Origin of the sequence: Arcobacter defluvii, assembly GCF_013201725.1 — a bacterium.
Classification (GTDB): domain Bacteria; phylum Campylobacterota; class Campylobacteria; order Campylobacterales; family Arcobacteraceae; genus Aliarcobacter; species Aliarcobacter defluvii.
Window position 1 is genome coordinate 1462212 of sequence record NZ_CP053835.1, and the last position, 13032, is coordinate 1475243.

Annotated in this window: 16 protein-coding genes; 9 read left to right on the forward strand and 7 right to left on the reverse strand. The window is 25.9% G+C overall.

The features are described from left to right. The first annotated feature begins 40 nt into the window (after positions 1–40). From pgeF to ADFLV_RS07395, 4 genes are all read left to right on the forward strand, one after another. On the forward strand, positions 41–721 hold the full coding sequence (pgeF, locus tag ADFLV_RS07380; protein WP_129011558.1) for a peptidoglycan editing factor PgeF: 681 nt from the start codon (positions 41–43) through the stop codon (positions 719–721). Between the two features lie 185 nt (positions 722–906). After that, entirely contained in the window at positions 907–2166 is a 1260-nt protein-coding gene (locus ADFLV_RS07385) for a malic enzyme-like NAD(P)-binding protein (RefSeq protein WP_129011559.1), read from the forward strand. A 78-nt stretch (positions 2167–2244) separates the two neighbouring features. Continuing rightward, positions 2245–3078, forward strand: a complete 834-nt coding sequence (purU, locus tag ADFLV_RS07390) for a formyltetrahydrofolate deformylase (RefSeq protein WP_014474142.1) — start codon at positions 2245–2247, stop codon at positions 3076–3078. After that, the gene (locus tag ADFLV_RS07395; RefSeq protein WP_129011560.1) at positions 3078–3542 is read left to right on the forward strand and encodes a tRNA (cytidine(34)-2'-O)-methyltransferase; all 465 of its coding nucleotides are present in this window, start codon (positions 3078–3080) and stop codon (positions 3540–3542) included. Before purU ends, ADFLV_RS07395 begins: the two co-directional genes overlap by 1 nt. Here ADFLV_RS07395 and ADFLV_RS07400 read toward each other — a convergent pair. After that, complete coding sequence (locus ADFLV_RS07400) at positions 3535–3762, reverse strand: hypothetical protein (RefSeq protein WP_041654760.1); 228 nt, start codon at positions 3760–3762, stop codon at positions 3535–3537. The two genes, ADFLV_RS07395 and ADFLV_RS07400, sit on opposite strands and share 8 nt — an antisense overlap. Continuing rightward, entirely contained in the window at positions 3749–5515 is a 1767-nt protein-coding gene (locus tag ADFLV_RS07405) for a Na/Pi cotransporter family protein (protein ID WP_014474144.1), read from the reverse strand. The genes ADFLV_RS07400 and ADFLV_RS07405 overlap by 14 nt, the downstream gene beginning before the upstream one ends. 184 nt (positions 5516–5699) lie before the next feature. Here ADFLV_RS07405 and ADFLV_RS07410 point away from each other — a divergent pair, with 184 nt between their 5' ends. From ADFLV_RS07410 to ADFLV_RS07425, 4 genes are all read left to right on the forward strand, one after another. After that, complete coding sequence (locus tag ADFLV_RS07410) at positions 5700–6362, forward strand: response regulator transcription factor (RefSeq protein ID WP_129011561.1); 663 nt, start codon at positions 5700–5702, stop codon at positions 6360–6362. Then, the gene (locus ADFLV_RS07415) at positions 6352–7203 is read left to right on the forward strand and encodes a sensor histidine kinase (RefSeq protein WP_129011562.1); all 852 of its coding nucleotides are present in this window, start codon (positions 6352–6354) and stop codon (positions 7201–7203) included. Before ADFLV_RS07410 ends, ADFLV_RS07415 begins: the two co-directional genes overlap by 11 nt. A 65-nt stretch (positions 7204–7268) precedes the next feature. After that, positions 7269–8198 carry an SPFH domain-containing protein gene (locus ADFLV_RS07420; RefSeq protein WP_014474147.1) on the forward strand — a complete coding sequence of 310 codons (930 nt, stop codon included), beginning with the start codon at positions 7269–7271 and terminating at the stop codon, positions 8196–8198. Further along, a complete protein-coding gene (locus ADFLV_RS07425; RefSeq protein ID WP_041654761.1) occupies positions 8176–8616 on the forward strand; it encodes an NfeD family protein in 441 nt (146 codons plus the stop codon). The genes ADFLV_RS07420 and ADFLV_RS07425 overlap by 23 nt, the downstream gene beginning before the upstream one ends. Positions 8617–8642: 26 nt before the next feature. On the opposite strand, the gene ADFLV_RS07430 is transcribed toward ADFLV_RS07425, so the two are convergent. From ADFLV_RS07430 to ADFLV_RS07445, 4 genes are all read right to left on the reverse strand, one after another. Further along, positions 8643–8984, reverse strand: coding sequence for a NifB/NifX family molybdenum-iron cluster-binding protein (locus ADFLV_RS07430; RefSeq protein WP_014474149.1), 342 nt, complete (start codon positions 8982–8984; stop codon positions 8643–8645). A gap of 113 nt (positions 8985–9097) precedes the next feature. After that, positions 9098–10231: a cytochrome d ubiquinol oxidase subunit II gene (gene cydB / locus ADFLV_RS07435; RefSeq protein ID WP_014474150.1), complete on the reverse strand. Its 1134-nt coding sequence runs from the start codon at positions 10229–10231 to the stop codon at positions 9098–9100. Position 10232: 1 nt separating this feature from the next. Then, entirely contained in the window at positions 10233–11759 is a 1527-nt protein-coding gene (locus ADFLV_RS07440; protein ID WP_014474151.1) for a cytochrome ubiquinol oxidase subunit I, read from the reverse strand. Between the two features lie 13 nt (positions 11760–11772). After that, the gene (locus ADFLV_RS07445; RefSeq protein WP_412486580.1) at positions 11773–12006 is read right to left on the reverse strand and encodes a DUF4492 domain-containing protein; all 234 of its coding nucleotides are present in this window, start codon (positions 12004–12006) and stop codon (positions 11773–11775) included. 124 nt (positions 12007–12130) lie between these two features. Between ADFLV_RS07445 and ADFLV_RS07450 the strand changes: the two genes are divergently transcribed. Continuing rightward, positions 12131–12481, forward strand: coding sequence for a hypothetical protein (locus ADFLV_RS07450; protein ID WP_129011564.1), 351 nt, complete (start codon positions 12131–12133; stop codon positions 12479–12481). A 26-nt stretch (positions 12482–12507) separates the two neighbouring features. Here the strand turns inward: ADFLV_RS07450 and ADFLV_RS07455 are convergent, their stop codons facing one another. Beyond that, the gene (locus tag ADFLV_RS07455; protein WP_129011565.1) at positions 12508–12936 is read right to left on the reverse strand and encodes a DsrE family protein; all 429 of its coding nucleotides are present in this window, start codon (positions 12934–12936) and stop codon (positions 12508–12510) included. Positions 12937–13032: the final 96 nt, after the last annotated feature.

Consider the following 13032-nt stretch of genomic DNA (forward strand, 5'->3'; position numbering starts at 1 on the left):
TTTGATAAATTATATCAAAAGCAAATAAAAAGAAGAAAAAATGAGCCAAAAAATTTTAATAAATTTTACAACAACACAAGATGGTAATTTAGCTTATCATGTTGGTGATATAAAAGAAAATGTAGATAAGAATAGAGAAAACTTAGCAATAAAACTAAATTTTAAAAATGAAAATCTTGTTTATATGAACCAAGTTCATGGAAATAATGTACAAATTGTAGATGAAAAATCACTTAAATTGATAGATAATTGTGATGGATTGATTACAAATTCTAAAAATCTACCTTTGATGGTAATGGTAGCAGATTGTATTCCAATACTGTTTTATGATGAAATTCAAGGTGTAATTGCAGCTGTTCATGCAGGAAGAAATTCTACTTTTCTAAGAATTGCAGAGATTACAGCAAAAAAAATGATAGAAAATTTTTCTTGTAAAGTAGAAGATATAAAAGTAATTATGGGACCATCAATTCAAAAATGTTGTTATGAAGTAAGTGATGAACTTTTAAAAATTGTAAAAACTTCATTTGGAGAAGAGTTTTGTATAGATAAAAACATTGATTTACAAGGAATCAATAAAATGTTATTAGAAAATTTAGGAATAAAAAATATAGAAATCTCGAATATTTGTACAAAATGTTCAAATAAACCATATTTTTCTTTTAGAAAAAATCCCAAAACAGGAAGATTTGCAGGAATTATAAGTATTACTAATGTATAAAGCTTAAAAGATAATTATAAATTATAATTAAATAAAAAAACTTACATAAATTTTACATAACTGATAAATATTTACTTAAATGAATACATATTCATAAAAAATCAACAAAATTCTTTTTATTTAAGTTTCATTTTGTTACTATTTTGCGATTTTATAATAAATCAGTTTATAAAAAGGGAAACAAAATGAGTACGAAAGTTACAAAAGAAGAGGCATTAGAGTATCACAGAGTTCCAAATCCAGGGAAAGTTGCAATTTCAACAACTACAAGATTGGAAACTCAAAGAGATTTATCCTTGGCATATTCTCCTGGTGTTGCTTATCCTTGTGAAGAGATTCAAAAAAATCCAGAATTAGCTTTTGAATATACATCTAAGAGAAATCTTGTTGCAGTTATTTCAAATGGTACAGCAGTTCTTGGACTTGGTGATATTGGAGCAATTGCTTCAAAACCAGTTATGGAAGGTAAATCTGTATTATTTAAAAAATTTGCTGCTGTTGATTCTTTTGATATAGAAGTTGATGAAACGGATATTGATAAATTTTGTGAAGTTGTAAAAGCTATTTCTCCTACTTTTGGTGGAATTAATCTTGAAGATATAAAAGCACCGGAATGTTTTGAAATTGAAAAAAGATTAGTTGAAGAGTTAAATATTCCTGTTATGCATGATGACCAACATGGTACTGCTATTATTACAAGTGCTGCACTTATTAATGCAAGTGAAATGATGGGAGAAAAATTAGAAGATATGAAAGTAGTTGTTGTAGGGGCGGGGGCTTCGGCAATTGCTTGTTCAACAATGTATAAAGAACTTGGAGTAAAAAACTTAATTATGTGTGATTCAAAAGGTGTAATTCACAAAGGAAGAACTGATTTAAACAAATATAAAAAAGAGTTTATTACACAAACTGATATAACGACAATGGAAGAGGCGTTTAAAAATGCCGATATGGTTTTAGGATTATCAAGACCAGGAACATTTACAGTAGAACATATAAAACTTATGAATGATGAACCAATTATCTTTACTTTAGCAAATCCAACTCCAGAACTTTTCCCAGAAGAGGTAAAAGCTGTAAAACCAAAAGCTATAATAGGAACAGGACGTTCAGATTATCCTAATCAAGTAAATAATGTTTTAGGTTTCCCTTTTATTTTCAGAGGTGCACTTGATGTTCAAGCAAGAAAAATAAATATGCATATGAAAAAAGCAGCTGCTTATGCTATTGCAAATCTTGCAAAAGAACCAATAACAGACCAATTAAAAGCTTCATTTGGTGATTTAACTTATGGAAGAGAGTATATTATTCCTATTCCATTTGATAAAAGACTGATGGTTGAAGTATCAAGTGCTGTTGCTTTAGGTGCTGTTGAATCAGGAGTAGCTAGAATAAAAAATTTTGATTTAGAAAAATATAGAGAAAAACTAGCTTCTATGCTATAACTTAAAATTATCTATTAATTTATAAAATGGTATTATTCAAGCTTTAAAAATTTAAGCTTGAATAGTCATAGGATAAATATGGAAGAGTATATACTGTTAATTGATACAGAAGATGCAAAAGGATTAGTTTATAATATCTCAAAAGTTCTTTTTGCAAACCACTTAAATATAGAGCAAAATGCTGAATATGTTGACCCTGAAACAAAAAAGTTTTTTATGAGAAGTATAATATCAGGGAAAGTTTTAAAAAATATTTTATTAAAAGAGTTACAAGAAGTTTTACCAAAAGGTGCTTCAATTAAATTAAATAAAAAAGAGAAAAAAGATGTTGTTATTTTAGCAACAAAAGAGTCTCATGTTTTAGGTGATTTATTGATTCGTTATATTGCAGGAGAATTAAATGCAAATATCAAAGCAGTTATTGCAAATCATGAATATTTAAAAGATTTAGTAGAAAAGTTTAATATTCCTTTTACATGTATTAGCGCTGAAGGTCTTAGTAGAGAAGAACACGAAGATAAAATGATTGCAAAAATTTCTGAATATGAACCAGAACTTATCGTTCTTGCAAAATATATGAGAATTTTAACTCCAAAATTTGTAGAAGCATTCCCTAAAAAAGTTTTAAATATTCATCACTCATTTTTACCAGCATTTATTGGAGCAAATCCATATAAACAAGCTCATGAAAGAGGAGTTAAAATCATAGGAGCAACTGCACATTATGTAACTGATGATTTAGATGAAGGTCCGATTATTTTCCAAGATGTAGTAAGAGTTGATCATAGTTATTCTTGGGAAGATATGCGAAATGCAGGAAGAAATGTAGAAAAAATCGTATTATCAAATGCTTTTGAATTACTTTTAAATGATAGAGTATTTGTTCATGGAAACAAAACGGTAATTTTATAATGTTTAATATAGTTTTATTAGAACCACGAATACCTGGAAATGTTGGAACAATTGGAAGACTTTGTTTTGCTATGAATTGTACTTTACATCTTATTAAACCTTATGGTTTTGGTGAGATTACTGAAAAAGAGGTACGTCGCGCAGGACTTGATTATTGGTATGATTTAGATGTTAGAGAATATGAAAATATTGAAGATTTTTGGTCGAAAAATCCTTTTAATGATAGACATTTTTTAGCAACTACTAAAACAAAACAAGTATATTTTGATGCCGAATATAAAGTTGGTGATTATATATATTTTGGTAGAGAAGATGCTGGACTTCCTGTTTCTTTATTAGAAAAAAGTCCTAAAACTTGTATTACAATTCCCATGACAAATGAAGCAAGAAGTTTGAATATTGCAAATTCAGTATCAATCGTAGCTTACGAAGCTTTAAGACAAAACTTTAAAGATTTTAAATAAGTTTATTACTTTTTTCAATAAGTTTTATTACTGCTTCAAGCTCTTTTTGAAGTTTTTCTTTTTCTGAATCTTTTTTAGCTTCTTTAATCTCTTTTTTTATTTTTGCTTTTTTTAGAGATAATTTTTCAATTATCTCTTTAACTTTTTCTTGTTTAGATTCATCTAAACTCTCTTCTTTTAGATATTTTTTGATTTTATTGATAATTTTATCTAGGTTCATTTTGTGTATCTCCTATTTCTTTTAAAAGATTATTATTTATAAATAATATGCTTGCCATTTCAACAAGTTTTTTCTGAATAGAATAAACAGTCGCACTATCATTTATAAGAGAAGTTGCCATTGTTGCTTTTATTTTATCTTCTCTAATTAAAGCATCAATCTTTCCTGTGTTTGAAAAATCATTTGCTTGAAGTGTTGATTTTATCACTTCTAATTGAGTAAGCTTTTCTAAGTCTGTTTCATTACTATCAAGCATATTAATATCTATTAAAATTGTTGCTAACTCTTTTCTTAATATATTATACTCTTCTTTAATATATTCATTTCGGCTTTTTAAATAAAAATTAACATTTTTTTGAATATCTCTTGTATCTTTTAGAACTTCAATAATCAATTTTGCACTTCTTTTTATATTTGCAACTTCTCTTTGTTGTGAACTTGACATATTTTCTTGAGCAAAAGAAGAATATTTTATGATTTCACTATATAAGTTTTTTAAATTTGAATGATAAATTTCATCAATATTTGTATCGATTTTTGTAACTTCTTTAGAAATTTGTAAATCTAAATCTTCTTTTGTTTTTAGATTACTTGTATGAAGATTTAAAGCATGAAGCATAGCTTTTTGACAATTTTCATAAAGATTTATACTCTCTTTTCTAATAGAAACTATAGCTGTATCTGGAACATTTAAATTTGAATCTAAAAGATATTTTGGTTTTGATAAAGCTGATACTTTTTTCTTAATAAGTTTTTCTGATAATTTTACTATTTGATTCACAAATGGTGAAAGTATGATAATTCCAAGTAAACTAAAAATAGTATGAAATAGTGATAATTTCATTCCATAATTATTTTCACTAATTCCTAAATATGGAGCTAAGAAATCAACTAAATCTTTAAATTGATAAATAAATAGGGTAATTATTGTGGCTGTTATTATATTAAAAAGGAAATGTGCAAATGCAACTCTTTTACCATTTTCATTTGAAGCCAATGAAGCTAAAATAGCTGTAAAAGTTGTTCCTACATTAGCACCAATGGCTAAAGATAAAGCATTTATATAAATAATACTTCCAGCACTTAAAGCTGTGATAATAATAGCCAATGTTGCTGCACTTGATTGAATAATTACCGTTGCAACAGCTCCAATTAAAATGTAGATTATTATTCCAAGAGGTCCTTCCATAGCAAAAGAAGCTAAATCAATAGAATTTTTTAAAGTATCAAAACCATCTTTCATATATGAAATTCCAAGAAAAATAAATCCTAATCCTAAAAGAACATTTCCAATTCCTTTATATGTATTACTTTTTAAAAATCTTAAAACAACACCAAAAACTATCATAGGAAAAGCATAAGCTGAAATTTTTACATCAAATCCTAAACTTGAAACAATCCAAGCAGTAGTTGTACTTCCCAAATTTGAACCAAAGATTATTCCAATTCCTTGAACTAAAGTTAATAACTCAACAGATAAAAATGAGATAACAACTAAAGAGATAATAGAAGAACTTTGAACAATAGATGTTGATAAAAATCCAGTCAAAATAGAATAAAACAAATTACTTGTGAATTTTTGAAGTAATTTTTCTAAAATACCACCAGAAAGTTGTTTGAATCCTTCTTGCATAAAAAACATTCCAATCAAAAATATTGCGATTCCACTCAAGATTACAGTGAAGTTTTCTTGTGAAATTACAAAATATGCAAGAATAAGAAATCCAAAAGGTAAAAGTAAGTTTTTTGCCATTAAACATCCTAAAAATTATTTTTAAAACCTTTATTGTAGCAAATTAATATTAATATCTTTAGATTTACTATAATTTATAGATAATATAATATTTTGAACTCTTTTTTTCCCTTGTTTGTAAAAATTATCAACTATTTAACAAAAAATAAATATAATAAATATAGCTGTTAAGTAAGGATTATTTTTGTATAAAATTTTAGTTTTAGAAGATGATGAACTTTTTTCCTCAACACTTGAAGATTTTTTAAGTGATGAAGGTTTTATTGTTGATATTGCAAGTGATGGTGAAGAGTGTTTAAGTCTAAATTATGAAAAAAACTATGATTTATATATTTTTGATATAAATGTTCCAAAAATAAATGGTCTTGATTTATTATTAAATTTACGAAAAAGTGAAGATAACACCCCAACTATATTTTTAACTTCATATAAAGATAAAGATACTTTACATGATGCTTTTTTAAAAGGTTGCGATGATTATTTGAAAAAGCCAGCTGATTTAGATGAGTTACTTTTGCGAATAAAAGCTTTATTGAAAAGAAATAAAAAACAATTTGATATTATAAAGTTATCAGATAATTTAACTTTTAATCCTTTGAATAAAAGAGTTTATGAAAATGGAATTGATTTAAATCTTCCAGTAAAAGTTTTAGAATTATTTGAATTATTCATAGAAAATAGAGGAGAAATAGTTACAAAAGAGATGATTATTTCAAAACTTTGGGCTACAAGTGAAGGTTATAGTGAAGGTTCAATTAGAGTTTATATAAATCAAATCAAAAAACTTTTTGAAAATAAAGATTCAATTTCAAATATCAAAGGTATAGGATATAAAATTGAATTCTAAAAAAAGAGATTTTTTAATCTCAATATCTATAATTTTTACTTTTTGTTTAGTAATTATTTTGTATTTAAACTATTTTTTTATCTCTAAATTTGGTCTAAATCAAGATAATTTTATATATATAATTGTTCCTTTAATAATTTTAGGTTTATCTATATTTCTAAGTTTTTCAATCTCTATTTTAAAACCATTGTTTAAAAGTGATGAGAAATTAGAACTTAGTATAAAAGAGACTATTCATGAACTAAATATTCCAGTTTCAACTATAAAAATGAATACTCAACTTTTAGAAAAAACAATTACAGATGAAAAGAGTTTAAAAAGATTAGAACGAATAAAACAAGCTAGTAATAATCTTTTGAAATTATATGAGAATATGGAATATAATATAAAAAAAGAGATTGATAAAATAGATAAACAAGAGTTTTTTTTAGATGAGATTATAAATACTTCTATTGAAAAATTTGATGATATAAAAAATGATACAAAAATTTTTGTAAATATACCAAATATAAAAGTTAAAAGCGATATGAATGGTTTTTTAAAAACTATTGATAATCTTATTTCAAATGCAATAAAATACAATATTAAAGAAAATCCAATAGTAGAAATTAGCTATAAAAACTCAATTTTATCAATTTATAATTCTGGTGAAAAAATTGACACTAAAAATCTTTTTATAGTTTTTGATAAATATTTCCAAGAAAATCCTTCTCATGATGGTTTTGGTTTAGGACTTGCTATGGTAAAAGAATTTTGTGATAAAAATAAAATTTTGATAAATATCGAAACTTTAGAGTCTGGAAATAAGTTCAATCTAAATTTGAAAAATATAATTATTTAAAAGCTTTGCTTTAAAATAAATTATTATATTATAGATGTAATTTTAAATTAAAAAAAGGAAATTCAATGGAACCAAGTATTGTATTTGCTATTGCAATAATATTTTTTGTTTTGATTATTATTGTAAAAGGTGTAAAAATTGTTCCACAATCAGATTTATACTTAATTGAAAGATTAGGAAAGTTTCATAAAGTTCTGCATGGTGGTTTTCATATTATTATTCCAATTATTGATAGAGTAAGAGCAGTTCTTACTTCAAGAGAACAATTAGTTGATATAGAAAAACAATCAGTTATTACACGAGATAATGTAAATATTTCTATTGATGGAATAGTTTTTTGTAAAGTTGATGATGCAATGCAAGCAACTTATAATGTAGTTGATTTTAAAAATGCAATTGCAAATCTTGCAATGACAACTTTAAGAGCTGAAATTGGTGGAATGGATTTAGATGATACTTTATCAAATAGAGAAACACTTAATGCAAAATTACAAAATGAATTAGGAAGTGCTGCAACAAACTGGGGAATCAAAGTAACTAGAGTTGAAATTTCTGATATTTCAGTTCCTGCTGAAATTGAAAGAGCTATGAATATGCAAATGGAAGCAGAAAGAGAAAAAAGAGCCATTGAAACAAAAGCACGAGCAGATAAAGAAGCAGTGATTAGAAAAGCAGAAGCATTTAAACAAGAAGAAGTTTTAAAAGCAGAAGCAATTGAAAGAATGGCAGATGCAAAAAGATATGAACAAGAACAAATGGCAGCAGGGCAACAAGAAGCTATGAGATTGATTAATATTTCAATGGTCGAAAATGAAAAAGCAGCAGAATTTTTACTTGCAAAAGATAGAATTGCAGCTTTTAGAGCATTGGCTGAAAGTAACTCAACTGATAAAATGATTTTACCTTATGAAGTTTCTCAAATGATAGGTTCAACATCTGTTTTAGGAGATGCTTTTTTCAAAGGTGTAAGTAATGGAGCTACAAATAATGCTTAGTGCGGTTGATCCATATATATTATTAGCAATAGGTGTAGCTTTGATAGCTTTAGAAGCTTTAATAGTTTCATTTATTCTTATTTGGTTTGGAATAGGTTTTATTATAGTTGCTTTAATTAGTTATTTTTTTATATTTTCAGGAGCTGTTTGGCAATTAGCTATTGTTTCCTTGATTTCATTATTTTTAATATTGATTTTAAGAAAAAAAGTTTTAGAAAAATTTTTAAAATCAAAAATGGAAATATCAGATGATTTTTTTAATGAAAAAGGAATAGGTGAGATAAAAAATTCAAAAGTTTTTTATAAAGGGACTTATTGGGAAATAGATTCAAAACTTGATGAGAAAGAGTTTAAAGAAGGTGAAAAAGTTGTAGTTCTAAAAACTTCTAGAAATAGTGCAACTATTGAAAAAAAGTAGAGAGATATTCTCTACTTTCCTCTAGATTATACGACATGACATAAAAAACTTAATTTATTCAAAATTGGTAACTCTCCATCTGCATATTTTAATAATACTTCATCTATTTTAATTTTATTTGTACCAGAAAAATATACTTTTATACCATTATCTTTTAAATTTTGAAAAGTTTTTTCTCCTACATGAAAAGCAATAAGAATATTTACATTTTTATCTTTTAACCAACTTACTACTGCTTTTTTATCTTCTTGTTCATTTTTTAAAATCTCAATTTTATTATTATTTATAAAAGCAAAATATTTCGCTTTTCCAAATTTTTTTGATAAACCACTATTTTCTTCTTCATTATTTAACGGTATTGCAATCATTTAATCTCCTTTGTTGCATTTTTCATAGAAAACTTATATCCAAGATATATAACAATGGGCCAAAGACTTAACCAGATTAATTCACTAATATATTCCATAATTCATACTCATTTTTAATAATTGTGAGAATCAGAAGATTCTATTTCATCTTTTGTAATTTTTACTCTATCCATACTGTACCAAGCATAAGCTATATAAGCTAATACAAAAGGTACCATTAAAGAAACATAACTCATAGTCATAAGTGTATAATGACTTCCTGAACTGTTCATAATAGTTAAACTACTTTGCAAATCGGATATTGATGGATAGTATGATGTGTTATTAAAACCAACATTTAAAAGCACAGCCATAACAGTTAGAACTATTCCAATTCCACCTGTTTTTATGCAACACGTTTTTTTAAATGTAATTGTCACAAAAACTGCAACTATAACCATAATAACACCAATTAAAAACATACTTAAAACAATAGGCATTTCTATAAAATTTTGAAGATATTTGTATTCTTGTAAGAAAATAATACCATCGTTTTGCACTGCAAATCCATCTTTTGTAAGAATCCAAAATATAAATCCTAAAAAGAAAACTAAGAAAAAAATCATATTTATTTTTATAGAATAAACAGCTTTTTCTCTAATTTTTTCATAATTTATATTATTTATAAAATATAAAGCTCCACTTATTTTTGCTAAAAAAACAAGCGAAAAGCCAAGTAAGTAATTATAAGGATTAAGTAGTGCTTCTAAACCTCTTAATGAATTTTGCCAATCTACAAAGTTATTACTATCAACTATAAATTCACTTCCGCTAAAAAATGTACTAATTGCAACACCTAATAAAAATGTTCCAATATTTCCATTTATTTTTAAAAAATTTTCATAGGTTTTTTGTCCAAGAAAATTGTTTGGTTTTGTTCTATATTCATAACTAACAGCTTGAATAATAAAACAAAAAAGTATTGCTAACCACACCCAGTAAGCTCCACCAAAACTTGTTGAATAAAATAGTGGGAAAGCAGCAAATAATGCTCCACCAAATAGAACTAAAGTTGTAAAACCAAGTTCCCATTTTCTTCCTATACTATTTATTAACATAGTTTTCTCAGTTTCATTTTCACTTAATTTATCTATTAAGGTTTGTCCTCCTTGAACAAACATTATAAATACAAAAAGACCTCCTAATAAAGATATTATTATCCACCAATATTGTTGGAGTGTTAAAAGTTCAAGCGATCCAAAGCCCATATTAATGCTCCTTGTCTGGACCAATTTTGATTTGTTTGGTCATTATTTTGATTTCGGCTATAAGTAACAATGTAAAAAGTATTGCAAATATAAAAAAACTTATCATTACATTTGTAGTTGCAATTTTTGTAGCAGCAATTCCCACAGGCATTAAATCTTGTATAGCCCAAGGTTGTCTTCCAACTTCTGCAACAATCCATCCTGCTTCACTTGCAATATATCCTAAAGGTATAGTAAATAAAGTAGCTTTTAAAATAATTGGGTAATTCATAATATCTCTTTTAGTAGATAAGAATAGAACAATAATAAAAAGTAGGGTAAACCAACTTCCTAAAATTACCATTATATGAAATGAATAAAAATTTATTGAGATGGGAGGAATCACATCTTGTGGATTTTTTATATGTCCATAACCAAAATATTGCATATTTTCGTCCAAGATTTTTCTAGCTTCAATCATTTTTGATTCATCACTTGATTTTTTTGCCTCTTTATAGGTTTCTAAAGCCTCAACGGCCAACTTTCCCTTTAGCATTTTTTCTTGTGTACTTATAATTCCTTGATCTTCATTACCATAAATTAAATCTTTAATTCCAGGAACAAAAGCATTAATGTTATGATACCCCAAAAAAGATAAAGCGTAAGGTATTGTAAACTCAAAAATAAAAGTTTTTTCATCATTTTCTAAAGTTTTATTTGGATTTAAAATTCCAATTGCAACAATACCAGCATCTTTTTCACCCTCATAAAGTCCTTCCATAGCCGCTAACTTCATTGGTTGTTTAAGTGCAACTTGATGAGCTGATTCATCTCCACTTAAAATTAAAAATAAAGATGTAATCAATCCAAATGTAGCTCCAATAATCATAGATTTTTTTGCAAATAATATGTCTCTTTTTTTTAGTAAATACCAAGCACTAACACCTATTACAAAAAGTGAAGCTAAAACATAACCACTTGCAATAGTATGTAAAAATTTGCTTATGGCAACTGGTGAAAGTAGTACATCCCAAAAATTATTCATCTCATTTCTTACAGTATTTGGATTAAAAGTCATTCCAGTTGGATATTGCATCCATCCATTTGCCACAAGAATCCATAATGCAGATAGATTTGAACCAATTGCAACTAACCAAGTAGATATTAGGTGAAATTTCTTACTAACTTTATTCCAACCAAAAAACATAACTGCAAAAAATGTACTTTCCATAAAAAATGCTAAAATACCTTCAACAGCAAGAGGAGCTCCAAAAATATCTCCTACAAACCAAGAATAATTTGCCCAGTTTGTACCAAATTCAAATTCCATTATTATTCCTGTTGCAACTCCAATTGCAAAATTTATGGCAAATAATGTCATCCAAAATTTTGTAGTTTTTTTCCAAAACTCATCATTTGTTTTTACATAAATTGTTTCCATAATAGCAACAATAAAACCAAGACCAAGTGTCAAAGGAACAAAAATCCAATGATACATAGCAGTCAGTGCAAATTGAGCTCTAGACCAGTCAACTAAATGTTCTTCCATTTTGATTTCCTATTTAATTCTTTTTTGTTAGATTTTTATAAACAAAATCAACTTTTTCATCGTATGTTTTATATTCTGTATTTAATGATTTATCATGGATAAAATAATTAAGGAAAATAAGAATTACAAATAATTTTATAATTATAATTTTCCATAAAGTCTTTCCAATTGTCATATTTCTAAAACCATTTAAATAAAAATAATAAATATTTCTTATTGTATTCATATAAGTTCCTCTTATTATAATTATCATAAAATGATAACACTTTGAGATATTTATGTCAATAAAAACTAAGAGTAATTTCAATAAATAATCTTTTTATGTAAGAAATAATAAAATTACGAAATAATATTTATATGGTGAAGAGATAATGGAATACGTTAGAGATGTTTTTTTTGCTACTTCAATATTTGTAGTAGGATATATGATTTTTAAATTTGATATATTTAAAAAATTATCTAGAAAAGGAGTAATTGAAAAGGATTTTAAAGGTTGTTATATTTTAAAGTATCCCAAACAAACTGAATTACATAATAAAGATAATGTTTATAAAATAGATTTAGAAGAATTTTTTAAATTAAATCCAAAACTAAAAGGGAAAATTCCAGTTATAGACAGACCTGAAATTGATTTTACAAAACCAAATGCAAAAAAAGAAGAACTTGAAGAGAGAAGAAAGATTAGAGAAAAATATGGTATTAAAGATTTAGAAATAGAGTAATAAAAAGGAGAAAAATCCCCTTTTTATTAATAACTTAAATTTTGATAGTCTTTATCTAATAATTTTTTAGCAACTTCAGCTGGTTTTGCAACACTTATACCTTCTAATAAAACTGATTCATCTTTTGAAGTATTTGGTAAATAAAGAGGGCAAACTTCAACTTTAGCACCTTGTTTGATTAGAGCTTGTAACATCATTTTTGGTGATTTATCTTGAGGTTTTAAAATAGGACTTTCAATTCCTTTTACAGCTAAATCTCCTGCATCAGAACAAAGAGTCATATTTACTTCTTTTTTTTGTTTTAAAGTCATCATAGATAGAACCATTCCCATCATTTGAGTTTGTGCATCTTTTGATGTGATAACTACATTTAATCCTTTTGCTAAATTATCATTTGCAAAAAGAGAAGTTGATAAAACTAACGAAGATAATAAAATAGGTAAAGTTTTTTTCATATTATAAATCCTTATATAAAATTGTTTTAATATTATAATTAAAACTTATTTATTCTAAATAGTTTTAACTTATAATAAGATAAAAAAAAGAATTAT